Source organism: Gammaproteobacteria bacterium, from assembly GCA_035501935.1.
In the GTDB taxonomy this organism is placed as follows: Bacteria; Pseudomonadota; Gammaproteobacteria; order JAJPIJ01; family JAJPIJ01; genus JAJPIJ01.
Map to the genome: position 1 here is coordinate 117,018 of DATJVC010000030.1, position 15,402 is coordinate 132,419.

A 15,402-nucleotide genomic window follows, 5' to 3' on the forward strand; every position below is an offset into this window, starting at 1 on the left:
GCGCCACCATCAGAAGTGACTGTGCGTTTGCGGTTGCTTGCCGGTGTAAGTTTCGTGCGCTGGCTGGATGTCCGTCATCTGGCAATCCGCTACGATCTCCGGCAGCTGGATTTCGTGCAGATCAAAAGAGAGCTTGCTACGCTCGGCGTGTCTCTCGCCGCGACGTTTTGGGATCGTCTGCGTGAAGGACTCTGGTCCTACATGGAAACAACCCAGCGCGAGGTCGATGCCATGCCGGCCGGTTGGGATGCGGATGTTCAGCGCATTTACGTCAGCCGCTATCGCCGGCGGCGGCACGGGTTCCGCGACGAGCGCCCGCAGCAATGGCGCAAGTATCTGGACAGGGCGCCGGCGCCGGATAAGCCCTGATCGGCCGCAGTATCCCGCCATGAACGACCTGCAATTACTGCGTTACAGCCGGCACTTGCTGCTGCCCAACATCGATATCGCCGGTCAGGAAAAGCTGCTGGACGCGCGCGTGCTGATCATCGGTCTGGGCGGCCTGGGATCGCCGGTGGCCATGTATCTGGCTGCTGCGGGCGTCGGGACCTTGGTGCTGGTCGATCATGACACCGTGGAGCTTTCCAACCTGCAACGCCAGATCGTGCACGCCATGCCCGATCTCAAACGCCCCAAGGTGGAATCGGCGCGTGATCGGCTGCTGGCCCTGAATCCGGAGGTGCGGATCCTCACGCTGGCGCGCAGGCTTGACGGGCAAGAGCTATTCAATGAAGTCGACCAGGCGGATGTCACCGTGGATTGCACCGACAACTTCGCCAGTCGCTTCGCCGCCAACGCCGCCTGCGTGCGGGCCCGCAAACCGCTGGTATACGGCGCCGCGATCCGCTTTGAGGGACAGGTGGCCGTGTTCCATCCGGCCGCCGGCGGCCCCTGCTATCGCTGCCTCTACAATGACGATACGGCGGTTGCGGAAAGCTGCTCGCAGACCGGCGTGGTCGCGCCGCTGCTCGGCATCATCGGCTCGCTGCAAGCCACCGAGGCGTTGAAGCTGATCGTCGGCATCGACTCCGGACTCATCGGCAGGTTGCTGTTGCTGGACGGACTGCGCATGGAGTGGAACAGCGTCATTGTGCGCCGCGATCCGCATTGTCCGGTGTGCGCCTGACCGGGCATTTCGCGGAGAAAGTCGAAACTACTGTGGACTTTATGGCTGGCTCAGGCTGCTTTTTGAGGGCTATCAAGATAACCGCGCAATTGTCTTTCCAGACATTCGCGCGCGGTTTCATCGCAACTTCCGCAACAACTCGATATGTTCAGATGCTTTTCCAAATCGTCCGGCGTGCGCACATGACCGGCCGCCACCGCTTGCTGGATGTGCTTTTCAGTAACTGCATTGCAAATGCAAACATACATGTTTTTAATCGTAGTACAAATGAGATTTATTTGCAATTAGATGACGTTCCCGGTCCAAGACTGATAAAATCATTGTGAATTTAAAGCCTTGGCACCGAACTACATCATGGACTGCATGTAATTCTGCAATCCGATTTTCTGGATAAGATCGAGCTGGATCTCCAGCCAATCAATATGCGCTTCCTCGCTCTCGAGAATCTCCTCAAACAATTCCCGCGAGATGAAGTCACTCAAGGTCTCACAGGCGGCGATTGCCTCCCGCAGCATCGGCAGTGCCTCCATCTCGAGCGCCAGATCAGCCTCCAGCATTTCGCGCACGTTTTCGCCGATGCGCAGCCGTCCCAAATCCTGCAAATTCGGCAGCCCTTCCAGAAACAGGATGCGCTCGATGAGTTTGTCGGCGTGCTTCATTTCATCGACGGATTCATTGTATTCATACTCGTCCAGTTTCTTCAGGCCGAAGTTCTTGAACATCCGCGCGTGAAGAAAATACTGGTTGATCGCCGTCAGTTCATTCTTGAGCGCACCGTTCAAATGCCCAATGATTTTCTTGTCGCCTTTCATCGCGGCTCATCCTTCGTATTTGGACTGTTAAGACTGCTGGAAACATTATAGTCCGAGTTCCACGGGAATCCCGATTTGCGAATTCAACTCAACTTGAGAAACAATCTCATATTACTGATTCGCGCATACCTACAAATCCATGACCGCCCCTGAGAACAACCCTTTGCTGGCGCCCGGGCCACTGCCGGCGTTTCACGCGATCAAACCCGAGCATATGGAACCCGCCATCGATGCCCTGCTCGGGGGACTCAAGAAGGCGACGGCACGCCTGCTCGATACGAACCAGCCGCCGAGCTGGGAAAACACATTGCGACCACTGGAGGACATGGAGGATCGGCTCAATCGCGCCTGGTCGCCAGTGGGCCATCTGCACAACGTGGCGGACACGGAGGCCGTACGCGCCGCCTACAACGCCTGCCTGCCCAAGATCACCAATTACGCCACCGAACGTTATCAGAACGAACTCTTGCACCGTACTTATCGCGAGATTGCCGGCAGCCCCGCCTCTATGAAATTGGGCCCGGCGGAACGCAAGATTATCGACAACGCCCTGCGTGATTTCCGTCTGTCGGGAATCGATCTGAGTCCGCCGGATCGCGTCCGCTTCAAGGAAATGAAGCAGCGACTTTCGCAACTGCAAACCAGGTTCGAAGAAAACCTGCTCGACGCCACTCAGGCATGGAAAAGACACGTCACGGATGAATCCCAATTGGACGGTCTGCCGGAGACGGCCCTGGCGCTGGCGGCCCAGACCGCCGCGCGCGAGGGCAAAACCGGCTGGGTGCTGACCCTGGATCTGCCCTGCTACCGGCCGGTGATGGCCTATGCCCATGATCGCCTGCTGCGGCGGGAAATCTACGAGGCCTACGTCACCCGCGCCTCCGAGCTGGGGCTCCACGATGGCCGATGGGACAACAGTGCAATCATGGATGACATCCTGCGCCTGCGCGGTGAAATGGCCCGCCTGCTCGGCTTTAAAAATTTCGCGGAATATTCACTAGCCACCAAGATGGCGCACTCGACGTCACAGGTCTTGGAGTTCCTTCTGGACCTCGCGCGCCGTTCCAAACCTTATGCCGAACGTGAACTGGAGGAGTTGCGCGCCTTCGCCGCCGGACACGGCGGACCATCGTCGCTGGCGGCGTGGGACGTGCCTTACTATGCCGAGCGATTGCGCGAGCAGCGCTTCAATCTCTCCCAGGAGGAATTGCGGCCGTATTTCCCCGTGCCGGTGGTGTTGCAGGGCATGTTCAAGCTCGTGGAACGGCTTTACGGCCTGCACGTCAAGGCGGCCAGCGCGGAGACCTGGCACCCGGACGTGCGGTTTTTCACCCTGCATGAAGCTGATGGCGCCGTGCGCGGCATGTTTTACGTCGACCTGTACGCGCGCCCGCTCAAGCGCGGCGGGGCCTGGATGGACGAATGCGTGTCTCGGCGCCGGCGTGAGGACGGCTCGCTGCAACTGCCGGTGGCCTATCTCAATTGCAACTTTTCCCCGCCCGTGGAAGGCAGGCCTTCGCTGCTTACGCACGATGAGGTGTTGACCCTGTTCCATGAATTCGGCCACGGCCTGCATCATTTGCTGACCGCCGTCGATCGGCCGAGCGTCGCCGGCATCAACGGCGTGGCTTGGGATGCGGTCGAACTGCCCAGCCAGTTCATGGAAAACTGGTGCTGGGAGCGGGAGGTGCTGGACTGGATAGGCCGGCATCACCAGACCGGCAAACCGCTGGATGACACGCTGTACCAGCGCCTGCGTGCATCGAGAAATTTTCACGCCGGCCTGCAGATGGTGCGGCAGCTGGAATTCGCCCTGTTTGATTTCAGGCTGCACACCGAATACGAGCCGGCGCAGGGCCGCACCACGCTGGCCATCCTGGAGGAGGTCCGCCGCCAGGTGGCGGTCATCGATGCGCCTGCATTCAACAGGTTCCCCCACGGTTTTTCGCACATCTTCGCGGGCGGTTATGCGGCGGGGTATTATAGTTACAAGTGGGCGGAGGTATTATCCGCCGATGCCTATGCCCGATTCCGGGAGGAGGGGCTGTTCAACCCGGTCACGGGACGGCAATTTTTAAACGCGATCCTTGAGCAGGGTGGCGCGCGCGACGCCATGGAATTGTTCGTCGCATTCCGGGGTCGCGAGCCACGCATCGACGCGCTGTTGCTGGAATACGGGATGGCGGCTTGAAGGAAGGGGCGGTAACAACTATGAAGCGTGCTTGCATGGTCATGATGCTGGGCCTCGCGGTGACAGCGACGGGGGCGGCGGAAACCGTTTACGTCACCGACAAGCTGCTGGTCGGCGTGCATGCCGACAAGACGGTGGATTCCCCCATACTCAAGGTGTTCCCGAGCGGCACGACATTCGAGGTGCTCAAACGCGAGGGCGATTTCGCCCAGGTCAAGGGACCGGAGGGGATCACGGGGTGGGTGGACAGCAGCTATATCACGTCCGACCAGCCCGCCGCCGCCGTGGTGCAGATGCTTGAATCCAAAAACAAGGATCTGGAGGAAAACTTGAAGACGGCCGAAGCCAAGGCCGCCGATTTGGATGCCAAACTCAAGGCGGCACCCGCCGCGCCGGGCGGCGCCAACAAACCCGCGAGCGACCAGCAGATCGACAAACTGCGCAAGGACAACGATGATCTGCAGAAGGCCGTCAACGCCGAGCGCGGCAAGACTGCGGACTTGCTGGTACAGATCAACAAACTAAAATCACAACAGCCGCCGCCCGCCGGCAACGCCGATGACAAAGCCGTATTGGACCGGCTGCAACTTGAAAATGAGGAGTTGAAGGATGCATTGAAGTCCGCGAGGACGCAGGCCGCGGGGGCAAAGGAAAACTCCGCGGGCAATGCGGCAGGTGGCGCTTCCTCCTTCATCAGCCGCGGAATGGAGCCGCTGCTCGCCATAGGTGGCTCACCCCGGGTCTGGGGAATAATCTTGATCGTATTGCTGCTCGGCAGCTTTGGCGGCGGTGCCTACTTTATCGATTACCTGCATCGTAAACGCCACGGCGGCTTCCGCCTGTAGTCATCAGTTGGGCAGTGACTGTGTTCGCCACATGGAACGTGAACTCACTCAAGGTGCGCCTGCCGCACTTGAAGACCTGGATCGAGAACGTCCGCCCGCAAGTCATCAGTCTCCAGGAAACCAAGCTTCAGGACCGGGATTTTCCGGCGGACTTTTTCCGTGATCACGGTTACCACGTGCTGTACAGCGGCCAGAAAACCTACAACGGCGTCGCCATTGCCAGTCACACGCCGGGGACGTTCATCAACGCCGAGATTCCCGGTTTCGATGACCCGCAACGCCGCCTGCTGCATGCGCGCTGGCCGGAATTCCAGATCGTCAATGTCTACGTCCCCAATGGGGCCGCCATCGGCTCCGAGAAATATACTTACAAATTAAACTGGCTGGCGGCATTGCGCGGCTATCTTTCCGGCTTTCTGCCCACGGATCTGCCCACCCTTGTCTGCGGGGATTTCAACATCGCGCCGGAAGATCGCGACGTGCACGATCCCAAGGCCTGGGAAGGCAGCGTACTCACCAGCGAACCGGAACGTGCCGCGTTCCGTGAAATCGTGGCACTGGGTTTCAAGGATTGTTTCCGCCTTTTTGAGCAGCCGGAACAAAGTTTTTCATGGTGGGATTACCGGCGGGGCGCCTTCCGCCGCAATCACGGCCTGCGCATCGATCTCATCCTCGGCAACCCGGCGGCGGCCGCCGCCTGCGGACGATGTTTCATCGACAGGACACCGCGCACCTGGGAGCGACCTTCCGACCACACGCCCGTTCTTGCTGAGTTCACGCCTGCCTGAAAAATTTCAGGTTCCTGCGCGGGCCAGCGCCCAGACTTCGATGTGCGCCGCGCCGGCGCGGCGCAACGTCTTCGCCAGCGCGTTCGCGGTCTGGCCGGAGGTCACGACATCATCCACCAGTGCCAGCCGCAGGCCGGTTACGGGGCCAGCGACGGCGAACGCACCGCGCATATTCTTCGCACGCATGGCGGCTGGAAGCTGCGCCTGGGGTTCGGTCGGCCTGATCCTGACACATAGGTCGTGCCGCAACGGCGGTCCCAACACATTGGAAATCATCCCGGCAAGCTCCGCCGCCTGGTTATAGCCGCGCTCGCGTAGCCGCGTAATATGGAGGGGAACGGGCAACAGTGCGTCGATTCGTCCCGGTCGTTCCGCGAGATCCCGGCCAAGAAACTCCACCAGACGTTCGCCCAGAACCTTTCCCAGTTCCAGCGCCTGATGAAACTTGTAACGGCGGATCATGCCATCGATGGGAAATCGATACAGATACGGTATCCGGCAGCGATCAAATGCCGGTGGTTTTTGCATGCACCGCGCGCAGGTTTCCGTTGCGATCGGCAGAGGAACCGCACAACATGTGCAGGCATTCTCCAGTCGCGGCAGATCGGCCTCACAGCCCGGGCACAGTCGTGCGGCATTATCGAGCCGCGCGCCGCACAAATCGCATGTGGGCGCCCCGGCGCTGAATACCGTCAACTTTGAAGGTATGTAAAACTTGACAGCCTTTACGGCCATGCCGATGATGCCCGCACCCTTGTTCAAGGACGCCCCCGCGCATGAATCTGCCGCATATTTCGCCGCCCCCGCCGGTTGTCGCTGACGGAGATTCTGGTCTGCGCCACGACTGGACGCAAGCCGAAGTCGGGTCGCTGTTTGCGCTGCCGTTCAATGATCTGCTTTACCGCGCGCAAACCGAACATCGCCGCCACTTCGACGCCAACCGCGTGCAACTCAGCACGTTGATGAACATCAAGACCGGCGGTTGTCCCGAGGATTGCACCTATTGTCCGCAAAGCGCACGTTATCAGACCGCAGTCAAGGCGGAGCCGCTGACGGAGACAGCGGACGTGATCGCCGCCGCGAGCGCCGCACGCGAAGCCGGAGCCACGCGCTTTTGCATGGGCGCGGCCTGGCGCTCGCCCAAGGATCGCGATCTCGACGCCGTGATCGAAATGGTGCGCGCAGTCAAAACGCTGGGTCTGGAAACCTGTCTCACGCTCGGCATGTTGAACGCCGCGCAGGCACGGCGGCTCAAGGATGCCGGTCTCGATTACTACAATCACAATCTGGATACCTCCGAGGCCTATTATCAGAAGATCGTCACCACCCGCGACTACGATGATCGGCTGCAGACTCTGCGGCATGTGCGCGATGCCGGCCTGCATGTGTGCTGCGGTGGCATCATCGGCATGGGTGAGGCCGTGGCCGACCGCGCCGCCATGCTGTTGACACTGGCAAACCTGCCGGAACATCCCGAGAGCGTGCCGATCAACCTGCTGGTCAGGGTGGAAGGCACGCCGTTGGCGGCGGCGGATGACATCGATCCGATCGATCTGGTCCGTGCCGTTGCCGTGGCGCGCATCCTGATGCCGGCCTCGATCGTGCGTTTGTCCGCGGGCCGGCGTCAACTCAACGACGCGGAACAGGCGCTGTGTTTTCTGGCTGGAGCCAATTCGATCTTCTACGGCGAGAAACTGCTGACCACCGCCAATCCGGAGATCGGGCGCGATCGCCAATTGTTCGACAAGCTGGGGTTGCGCCCCGCGCCACTGTGACGAAACCGGCGGATCGATTGCTGCCGCAGTTGCAGCAAGCGCTGTCAGCGCAACGCGACGCCGGACTCCACCGGCAGCGACGTTGTCGCACCGGCACCGCCCGGGAACCGCTGCTGGCGGATAAAAAACTCGCCAATTTTTCCAGCAACGATTATCTGGGCCTCTCGGCGGATACGCGCGTGGCTGCGGTGATGATCGACGCACTCCGCGAATACGGCGCGGGGGCGGGGGCTGCGGAGTTGGTCAGCGGCCACACCGCCGCCCACGCCGCGCTCGAGCGCGAACTCGCTGAATTCTGCGGTACCGAGCGCGCCCTGCTGTTCTCCACCGGCTACATGGCCAACCTGGGCGTCATCACCGCACTGGCGGGACTCGCCGGTCGTGGCGCCGTGGTGATGCAGGATCGCTTGAATCATGCCTCGCTGATTGACGGCGCCGTGCTGGCGCGGGCGCGGCTGATCCGCTACCGCCACGCCGATCCCGACGATTTGCATCGGCGTTTGCAGGCGCTGCCGCGACCGGCGGCGCTGGTGGCGACCGACGGCGTCTTCAGCATGGACGGCGACATCGCCCCGTTGCCCGCCATCAGCACCGTCTGCCGGCATGGGGAAGTGCCGCTCGTGATCGACGATGCCCATGGCCTGGGCGTCCTGGGCGACACCGGCCGGGGTTCACTGGAGCACCATCACCTGCATCATTCCGATGTGGCGGCCTACGTCGGCACCTTTGGCAAGGCCCTGGGCCTGTTCGGCGCTTTCGTCGCGGGCAGCGAGGCGCTGATAGAAACGTTAATCCAGCGCGCCCGCACGTATGCCTATACGACCGCGCTGCCGCCGGCCTTGGTATGCGGCGTGCGCGAGAGCCTGCGCATCGTGCGCGAGGAGCCGCGGCATCGCGAGCGCCTGCATGACAACATCCGGCATTTTTGTGAACAGGTGACAAAACACCGCCTGCCCTTCACAGTCACACCCACGCCGATTCAGCCCCTGATCATCGGTAACGCAAGGCGAGTGACGGTACTGAGTGAGGAATTGCTCAAGCGGGGATATTGGGTGCCGGCGATCCGCCCCCCGACGGTGCCCGAAGATACCGCCCGCCTGCGCGTATCGCTGACTGCTGCGCATACACCGGCTGAGATCGATGCATTCCTGCGCGTGCTCGCGGAATCGCTGGAACATCCATGACCGCGGCGATTCAGAAACGAGCGGACATGATCCTGCTGCCGGGTTGGGCCTGCACGGCACAGGTGTGGGCGGGTGTGATACCGCGGTTGGGTGAATTTGCCGTGCCTCAGTCCCTTGATTTGCCCGCCGCGAAAGCCGGCAAAAGCAAGGCGGATCTTTCGCTTGAGCACATGGCGCAACAACTGCTGGCCGCTGCCCCGCAACGCGCTGTATGGGTCGGCTGGTCGCTGGGCGGCCTCATCGCTGCACAAGCCGCATTCATGGCGCCGCACCGCGTGACGGCACTGGTGCTGGTGGCCTGCACGCCGAAATTCGTGCGCGGCCATGACTGGCGTTGCGCCATGCCCGCCGGGATGCTGGCTGAATTTCAACGCTCATTGGACGGCGATGCGGGCGGTACCTTGCGTCGTTTCGCGGCCTTGTGCGCTCACAACGGCAGGCGCGTCGATGCGGCGATTGCCCGCACGCTTGCACACGCCATGCAATCCGCCTCCGAGTCCGACTGTAGGATGCTGGCGGCGGAATTGGCGTTGCTCATGTGCGCCGACTTGCGCGATGTCTTCCGCGCACTGACCTGCCCCGTGCTGTGCATCCTGGGTGAATGGGACCCGCTGGTGCCCATCGCTGTGGCGGACGCACTGCCCGCGCTTAATCCACGCTTCAAGATCCTCCGGATTGCGGGTGCCGGACATGCGGCGTTCATCAGCCATCCCGTGGAATTCATCAACGCACTGAGGGATTTTTGTGGCGGACTTTGATCCGTTCTTTCTCGACCCGCGACAGGTCGCGCACGCCTTCAACCGGGCGGCGGCGGCTTATTCCGCCAACGCGGCGTTTCAGGACGAAATCGCCGCGCGGCTGGACGAGCGGCTGGAACTGGTGCGGCTGGCACCGCCACGGATCCTGGAGGTGGGCGCGGGCTGCGGCAACGGCGTCAGCCTGCTGTCACGGCGTTACCCACAGGCCGAAATTTATGCGCTGGATCTGGCCGTGGAGATGTTGTGCGCGGGCCGCCGGCATTTCGAGAATCATGGCCGCTTAAGCCATATCTGCGCCGACGCGGAGAAACTGCCGATCGCCGATCGCAGCGTGGACTTGATCTTCAGCAATCTGACCTTGCAGTGGTGCAATGATCTGGAGGCCGTGTTCCGCGAGTTTAACCGCGTACTCAGGATTGAGGGCCTGCTGATGTTCACCACGCTGGGCCCGGACACGCTCAAGGAGTTGCGCGCCAGCTGGGCGCAGGTGAACGATGGCATTCACGTCAATGCCTTTGTGGACATGCACGATGTCGGCGATGCCATGATCCGCGCCGGTTTTTCCGGCCCGGTGCTGGACATGGAAGAGGTGACGTTGACCTACGCCGATGTTCCGGCGCTGATGCGGGAACTCAAGGCCCTCGGCGCCCACAATGTCGCCGTCGGCCGCGCGCATGGATTGTCATCACGGCGGTGCCTACAGCAGATGATCTCGGCCTACGAGCGCTACCGCCGCTCCGACGGCCGTCTCCCCGCCACGCAGGAGGTCATCTACGGCCATGGTTGGGCGCCATCCGGCGGCACGCGGCCACAGGACGGCAGCACGGTGGCCACCTTCCCGCTATCGCAGCTGCACCGCCGCGTCACATGAGTGCCCGCGGCTTGTTCATCACCGGCACGGATACCGGCGTAGGCAAGACCCGCGTGGCTGTCGCCCTGCTGCAACGGTTGTCGGCGATGGACCGTCGGGCGGTGGGCATGAAACCGGTGGCCACGGGCGGCGGGCAAACCGTGGGGGGTCTGCGCAACTCCGACGCCATGCTGTTGCTGCAGCATTCACACAGCCAGCCGGCGTATTCATTGATTAATCCTTATGTCTTTGCGCCGCCGATCGCGCCGCATATCGCCGCTGCTCAAGCGGGCGTACGCATCGAAATGGATCGCATCATTGCCGCTCACCGGCAACTGGCCAATACGGCGGACTGGGTGATCGTGGAAGGTGCCGGCGGCTGGCGCGTGCCATTGAATGAACGGGAGGACATGGCGGCAATAGCGCGCGCACTTGAACTTCCCGTCGTGCTGGTCGTGGGCCTGCGGCTGGGCTGCATCAGCCACGCGCTGCTCACCGCCGAGGCCATCGCGCGCGATGGCCTCAAACTCGCAGGCTGGGCCGCCAATCAGATCGACCCCACTTACTCCACCGTCGAGGAAACCGTTGAATACCTCGCGGGCAGACTCTCCGTACCCCTGCTCTCACGTTGCGGCTGGCAGCAGTCCTGCGTTCTGTCTCTGGATGCCCTAACCCCTTGAACGGCTGCAATGAAATCGTCTTCATTCCCAGGCCAGCCCGAGGGTTGGCGATTACCATGGCGTCGTGTACAATCGCGCACCCTTGAATAGCTGATACCGTTACAAACCTTAGGAATCCACATCATGTCCCGCGTCTGCCAAGTAACCGGCAAACGGCCGATGTCCGGCAACACCGTTTCGCACGCCAACAACAAGACCCGGCGCCGCTTCCTGCCCAATCTGCACACCCATCGTTTCTGGGTGGAGGGTGAAAACCGCTGGGTCAGCCTGCGCGTGAGTTCACACGGCCTGCGCATCATCGACAAGGTCGGCATCGAGAACGTGCTCAAGGACCTGCGCGCCCGCGGTGAAAAGGTCTGAGCGAAGGAGATCCCCATGCGCGAAAAGGTCAAACTCGTTTCCTCCGCCGACACCGGTCACTACTACACCACGATGAAGAACAAACGCAACGACCCGGACAAGCTCGAGATGGTGAAATACGATCCCGTCGTCCGCAAGCGGGTCGCCTACAAGGAAGGTAAAATCAAATAACGCCGACGACACCCGGCAGGGACATTGTCTGAACAGCCCGCGCCTGCGGGCTTTTTTATTCTTACCCAAGATTCTGAATAAGTCCCTCCTGGACTTCTCAGATGACGGGAAATGAAAAACGTGGTTTTCATTTCCCTTCATTTTCAGTGGCGTAGCCGCTGAAAATGGCGGCACTTCCCTGTACCGCGGGAAACTATTTTTTCTTCCTTCTCTCCAACGGCTTGTGAAATAATACGCGCGCCTTTATGGACGACATCTTGATTGCCGCGGAAAATCTGTGCCGGGATTACGGCGCCCTGCGCGCCATCGACCAGGTCAACCTGACACTGAAACGCGGCGAGGTGCTGGGTTTCCTGGGGCCCAATGGCGCCGGCAAATCCACCACCATGCGCATCCTGAGCGGCGCGCTGGCCCCCACCACCGGCAGCATCCGCATCGTGGGCCACGATCTGCTCGAATCCCCGCGCGCGGCCAAAAGCCGGATCGGCTACCTGCCGGAACATCCGCCGCTGTACCGCGAACTGACCGTCGACGAATACCTCCACCACTGCGCGCGGCTGCGGCGCATGAAGGACAGTGCGGCGCGTGAGGCCGTGGTCCGCGTCAAGTCGCGCTGCGGCCTGAATGATGTCGGCCACCGGCTGCTCGGCAACCTGTCCAAGGGCTATCAGCAACGGGCCGGGATCGCCCAGGCCATCATCCATTCCCCGGCGGTGGTGATCCTCGATGAGCCCACTGTGGGTCTCGATCCGATCCAGATCCGCGAGATCCGCGCGCTCATACGCGAACTGCGCGCCGATCACGGCGTCATCCTGTCCACACACATCCTGCCCGAGGTGCAAACAGTGTGCGACCGCGTGCTCATCATTCACGAGGGCCGCATCGTGCTCAATTCCACCATCGACCAGCTGGCGGGTGATACCGGCTGGCGGGTGGGATTCGCCCGGCCGCCATCGATCGAAAAGCTGAAAACCGTTCCAAAAATACAAAACGTAACTGCAGTGGACGCCTCGCATTTTCGTTTCGAAGGCTCCGAGGATGCCGTCACCGGGCTGCTGCGTTTGTCTCTGGAGGAAAACTGGGGGCTGATCGAGTTGACCCGGCATTCGCGTACGCTGGAGGAAATCTTCGTGCAATTGACGCACGGTGAACAGCCGGCGGGAGACGCGTCGTCATGATCCGCGTGATCGCGGCCCGCGAACTGAAGAGCCTGTTCCTGTCACCGCTGGCCTGGGCCGTCCTGGCGGTGACGCAATTCCTATTCGCCTACATGTTTCTCACCCAACTGGAGGTTTACGCCCGCAACCAGGCCCGTCTTGCCGGCCTGGAGTCGGCGCCGGGCGTGACCGAACTCGTGGCCGCGCCGCTGTACTCCAGCGCCGGCGTGGTGCTGCTCCTGCTCGCCCCGCTGCTCACCATGCGGCTGATCGCCGAGGAGCGGCGCAACGATACCCTGACCCTGCTGCTCTCCGCCCCCATCAACGCCACGGAGATCGTGCTGGGCAAATTCGCCGGCTTGATGAGTTTCTTCCTGCTCATGATCGCCATGCTGACCTTGATGCCGTTGTCTTTGAGCGCAGGCACCTCGCTCGACTTTGGTCAGCTGGGCGCCTGCGTGCTGGCGTTGTTGATGCTGCTGGCCGCGTTTTCGGCGCTGGGCATCTTCATCTCCGCGCTGACCGCCCAGCCCATGGTGGCCGGCATCGGCACCTTCGGCGCGCTGTTGCTGCTGTGGATCATCGACTGGGCCTCGACCACCGGATCGTCGGACAAGACCAGCGCCCTGTTCGGCTATCTGTCCCTCGATCACCACTACCAACCGCTCCTGTCCGGCGTGTTTTCCTCCGCTGACGCCGGCTATTTCGTCCTCTTCACCGTGATGTTTCTCGCGCTCGCCGTCTGGCGCGTGGACGCCGATCGGTTGCAGATCTGAACCCCATGCGCATCAACCCCACCCTGCGCCGCTGGCTGCGCCTGCAAGGCTACTTGAGCGCCGTGCTGATCGTCGCCATCACGGGCCTGCTGGCCTACTTGAGCACGCGCTATGAGGAATCCTTCGACTGGACCGCGGCCCGGCGGGGCACGCTGTCGGCGACCAGCCGGGAGGTGCTCGGAAAATTGCACGGCCCGGTCAGCATCACCGCCTTCGCGCGCGAAAGCACGCCCGAGGACAAATCCCTGCGCGAGTGGATCACGCGGTTCGTAAAGCGCTACCAGAGCGCCAAATCCGACATCACATTGGAGTTCGTCGACCCGGACAAATCGCCGGATCGCGTCCGCGAGCTGGGTGTGCGGCTCAACGGCGAACTGGTGGTGCGGTTCAACAACCGCGATCTGCATGTCGACAACCTCACCGAACAGAATCTCACCAACACCCTGCAGAATCTGGCGCGCAACGCCGAGCGCTGGATCGTGTTCCTGAAGGGCCACGGCGAGCGCGACCCGCAGGGCCAGGCCAATCAGGACCTCGGCTTGTTCGGCGCGCAGCTCGGCAATCGCGGCTTCAAGGTGCAGACGCTGGAACTGGCCCAGAGCGGCGCCATTCCCGACAACACCTCGGTGCTGGTGGTGACCACGCCACAGGTCGATCCGCTGCCCGCGGAAATCAAGGCCGTTCAGGATTACGTCAACAAGGGCGGCGCGCTCCTGCTCATGACCGATCCCGGCCCGCAGCATGGGCTGGAGCCATTGCTGCAACAACTGGGGGTTACTTTGAAGCCGGGCACCATCGTCGATCCCACCACGCAACGCCTCGGCATCGAACATCCCGCGATGGCCTTGGTCGCGTATTACCCCTCCCACCCGGCCACCGAGGGCTTCAATCTGCTCACGGTATTCCCCTTTGCCGCCGGCCTGGAAGTAAAGGCGCCCGCGGGCTGGGAAAGCGCGCCGCTCCTGACCACCTCAAAGGCGGCCTGGAGCGAGACCGGACCGATGGAAGGCGAAATCACCTTCGACAAGGACAAGGATATCGCCGGGCCGCTGGATATCGGCGTGGCGTTGACACACAAGGATGACAAAACCGGGAAAGAACAGCGCGTGATCGTCACCGGCGACGGCGATTTTCTCGCCAACAGCTATCTCGGCAACAGCGGCAATCTCGACCTGGGTTTGAGACTCTTCACCTGGCTTTCCCACGATGACACGCTCATCACCATTCCCGCCCGCACCGCGCCGGATCAGACTTTGGAACTACCTCGCACGGCCACGATCCTGATCGGCTTTGGCTTCCTGGTGGTGCTGCCGTTGGCGCTGTTCGCCAGCGGCGCCGTCATCTGGTTCCGGCGGCGGCGGCGTTAAGGCTCGATGAAGCCGGGCCTCACACTCAATCTGCTGCTGTTGGCGGTGGTGGGGGTGCTGGCTGCGGTGGTCTATTTCGAGCCCGGCAAGGAAAAGCCGGCCGTTCCGGTCAAGCTCACCACGCTGACGGCGGCGCAGGTGACGCACATTTCGATTAAGAGACCCGATCAACCCGACATCAAACTCATCAGAAAGGGCGCGCGGTGGCTGATGGAAGCACCCTACGCCACCACAGCGGATGAAGTGCGGATTGGCTTTCTGCTCGATTTTCTGGAGGCCAAGAGCGGCTCGAGCTTCCCGGTGGTGAAAGAGGACCTGCCGAAGTACGCGCTCGACAAGCCACGCGCGGTGCTGACGCTGAACAACGAGGTCTTCGAATTCGGCGACAGCAATCCGATGACCATGCAGCGCTATGTCCGTCATGGCAACGCCATCTATATGCTGTTCGACACGGCGTATCAATATTTGATCGCCGAGGCGGGCACCTATGTGAATCCTCAATTGATCGATGCCGGCGCGAAAATCGAAAGCATCAGTGTGCCGGGACTGAGCGTCGAGCAGC

18 protein-coding genes are annotated in these 15,402 nt (G+C 61.8%); 16 read left to right on the forward strand and 2 right to left on the reverse strand.

The window, feature by feature from the left end; genetic code table 11:
* Positions 1 to 21 precede the first annotated feature (21 nt).
* Both VMH34_08325 and moeB read left to right on the forward strand, forming a co-directional pair.
* The gene (locus VMH34_08325; protein ID HTT08780.1) at positions 22 to 369 is read left to right on the forward strand and encodes a hypothetical protein; all 348 of its coding nucleotides are present in this window, start codon (positions 22 to 24) and stop codon (positions 367 to 369) included.
* Positions 370 to 388: 19 nt separating this feature from the next.
* Positions 389 to 1,126: a molybdopterin-synthase adenylyltransferase MoeB gene (moeB, locus tag VMH34_08330; protein ID HTT08781.1), complete on the forward strand. Its 738-nt coding sequence runs from the start codon at positions 389 to 391 to the stop codon at positions 1,124 to 1,126.
* A 347-nt stretch (positions 1,127 to 1,473) separates the two neighbouring features.
* Here the strand turns inward: moeB and bfr are convergent, their stop codons facing one another.
* The gene (gene bfr / locus VMH34_08335) at positions 1,474 to 1,938 is read right to left on the reverse strand and encodes a bacterioferritin (GenBank protein ID HTT08782.1); all 465 of its coding nucleotides are present in this window, start codon (positions 1,936 to 1,938) and stop codon (positions 1,474 to 1,476) included.
* Positions 1,939 to 2,077: 139 nt separating this feature from the next.
* Here bfr and VMH34_08340 point away from each other — a divergent pair, with 139 nt between their 5' ends.
* The 3 genes from VMH34_08340 to xth are packed head-to-tail and all read left to right on the forward strand — an operon-like array spanning position 2,078 to position 5,762.
* Positions 2,078 to 4,129: a M3 family metallopeptidase gene (locus VMH34_08340; GenBank protein ID HTT08783.1), complete on the forward strand. Its 2,052-nt coding sequence runs from the start codon at positions 2,078 to 2,080 to the stop codon at positions 4,127 to 4,129.
* A gap of 20 nt (positions 4,130 to 4,149) precedes the next feature.
* Positions 4,150 to 4,974, forward strand: a complete 825-nt coding sequence (locus VMH34_08345) for a TIGR04211 family SH3 domain-containing protein (protein HTT08784.1) — start codon at positions 4,150 to 4,152, stop codon at positions 4,972 to 4,974.
* A 20-nt stretch (positions 4,975 to 4,994) separates the two neighbouring features.
* Positions 4,995 to 5,762, forward strand: coding sequence for an exodeoxyribonuclease III (gene xth, locus VMH34_08350; protein ID HTT08785.1), 768 nt, complete (start codon positions 4,995 to 4,997; stop codon positions 5,760 to 5,762).
* Positions 5,763 to 5,768: 6 nt separating this feature from the next.
* Here xth and VMH34_08355 read toward each other — a convergent pair whose 3' ends face one another.
* A complete protein-coding gene (locus VMH34_08355; GenBank protein HTT08786.1) occupies positions 5,769 to 6,290 on the reverse strand; it encodes a ComF family protein in 522 nt (173 codons plus the stop codon).
* A 248-nt stretch (positions 6,291 to 6,538) separates the two neighbouring features.
* Here VMH34_08355 and bioB point away from each other — a divergent pair, with 248 nt between their 5' ends.
* The 11 genes from bioB to VMH34_08410 form a co-directional block, all read left to right on the forward strand.
* Positions 6,539 to 7,537, forward strand: a complete 999-nt coding sequence (gene bioB, locus VMH34_08360; GenBank protein HTT08787.1) for a biotin synthase BioB — start codon at positions 6,539 to 6,541, stop codon at positions 7,535 to 7,537.
* Positions 7,534 to 8,721 (forward strand): 8-amino-7-oxononanoate synthase, encoded by a 1,188-nt coding sequence (gene bioF / locus VMH34_08365; GenBank protein HTT08788.1) that lies wholly within the window; start codon positions 7,534 to 7,536, stop codon positions 8,719 to 8,721. The genes bioB and bioF overlap by 4 nt, the downstream gene beginning before the upstream one ends.
* Positions 8,718 to 9,479: an alpha/beta fold hydrolase gene (locus VMH34_08370; GenBank protein HTT08789.1), complete on the forward strand. Its 762-nt coding sequence runs from the start codon at positions 8,718 to 8,720 to the stop codon at positions 9,477 to 9,479. Before bioF ends, VMH34_08370 begins: the two co-directional genes overlap by 4 nt.
* A complete protein-coding gene (bioC, locus tag VMH34_08375; GenBank protein HTT08790.1) occupies positions 9,466 to 10,350 on the forward strand; it encodes a malonyl-ACP O-methyltransferase BioC in 885 nt (294 codons plus the stop codon). Before VMH34_08370 ends, bioC begins: the two co-directional genes overlap by 14 nt.
* Positions 10,347 to 11,009, forward strand: a complete 663-nt coding sequence (bioD, locus tag VMH34_08380) for a dethiobiotin synthase (GenBank protein ID HTT08791.1) — start codon at positions 10,347 to 10,349, stop codon at positions 11,007 to 11,009. The genes bioC and bioD overlap by 4 nt, the downstream gene beginning before the upstream one ends.
* A gap of 123 nt (positions 11,010 to 11,132) precedes the next feature.
* On the forward strand, positions 11,133 to 11,369 hold the full coding sequence (gene rpmB, locus VMH34_08385; GenBank protein ID HTT08792.1) for a 50S ribosomal protein L28: 237 nt from the start codon (positions 11,133 to 11,135) through the stop codon (positions 11,367 to 11,369).
* Between the two features lie 15 nt (positions 11,370 to 11,384).
* On the forward strand, positions 11,385 to 11,540 hold the full coding sequence (gene rpmG / locus VMH34_08390; GenBank protein HTT08793.1) for a 50S ribosomal protein L33: 156 nt from the start codon (positions 11,385 to 11,387) through the stop codon (positions 11,538 to 11,540).
* A 245-nt stretch (positions 11,541 to 11,785) separates the two neighbouring features.
* Positions 11,786 to 12,718 carry an ATP-binding cassette domain-containing protein gene (locus VMH34_08395; GenBank protein ID HTT08794.1) on the forward strand — a complete coding sequence of 311 codons (933 nt, stop codon included), beginning with the start codon at positions 11,786 to 11,788 and terminating at the stop codon, positions 12,716 to 12,718.
* Positions 12,715 to 13,473: an ABC transporter permease gene (locus tag VMH34_08400; protein ID HTT08795.1), complete on the forward strand. Its 759-nt coding sequence runs from the start codon at positions 12,715 to 12,717 to the stop codon at positions 13,471 to 13,473. Before VMH34_08395 ends, VMH34_08400 begins: the two co-directional genes overlap by 4 nt.
* A 5-nt stretch (positions 13,474 to 13,478) precedes the next feature.
* Entirely contained in the window at positions 13,479 to 14,840 is a 1,362-nt protein-coding gene (locus VMH34_08405; GenBank protein HTT08796.1) for a GldG family protein, read from the forward strand.
* Between the two features lie 6 nt (positions 14,841 to 14,846).
* Positions 14,847 to 15,402 (forward strand): DUF4340 domain-containing protein (locus VMH34_08410; GenBank protein HTT08797.1); only part of this gene is annotated, 556 nt, incomplete at its 3' end.

Bases quoted from the DNA above. Each gene is read 5' to 3' on its own strand.
- moeB (HTT08781.1), top strand. From the start codon at position 389: ATGAACGACCTGCAATTACTGCGTTACAGCCGGCACTTGCTGCTGCCC.
- rpmB (HTT08792.1), top strand. From the start codon at position 11,133: ATGTCCCGCGTCTGCCAAGTAACCGGCAAACGGCCGATGTCCGGCAAC.
- bfr (HTT08782.1), bottom strand. From the start codon at position 1,938: ATGAAAGGCGACAAGAAAATCATTGGGCATTTGAACGGTGCGCTCAAG.
- VMH34_08395 (HTT08794.1), top strand. From the start codon at position 11,786: ATGGACGACATCTTGATTGCCGCGGAAAATCTGTGCCGGGATTACGGC.
- VMH34_08400 (HTT08795.1), top strand. From the start codon at position 12,715: ATGATCCGCGTGATCGCGGCCCGCGAACTGAAGAGCCTGTTCCTGTCA.
- rpmG (HTT08793.1), top strand. From the start codon at position 11,385: ATGCGCGAAAAGGTCAAACTCGTTTCCTCCGCCGACACCGGTCACTAC.
- VMH34_08370 (HTT08789.1), top strand. From the start codon at position 8,718: ATGACCGCGGCGATTCAGAAACGAGCGGACATGATCCTGCTGCCGGGT.
- VMH34_08405 (HTT08796.1), top strand. From the start codon at position 13,479: ATGCGCATCAACCCCACCCTGCGCCGCTGGCTGCGCCTGCAAGGCTAC.
- VMH34_08340 (HTT08783.1), top strand. From the start codon at position 2,078: ATGACCGCCCCTGAGAACAACCCTTTGCTGGCGCCCGGGCCACTGCCG.
- VMH34_08355 (HTT08786.1), bottom strand. From the start codon at position 6,290: ATGCAAAAACCACCGGCATTTGATCGCTGCCGGATACCGTATCTGTAT.
- bioD (HTT08791.1), top strand. From the start codon at position 10,347: ATGAGTGCCCGCGGCTTGTTCATCACCGGCACGGATACCGGCGTAGGC.
- bioB (HTT08787.1), top strand. From the start codon at position 6,539: ATGAATCTGCCGCATATTTCGCCGCCCCCGCCGGTTGTCGCTGACGGA.
- VMH34_08345 (HTT08784.1), top strand. From the start codon at position 4,150: ATGAAGCGTGCTTGCATGGTCATGATGCTGGGCCTCGCGGTGACAGCG.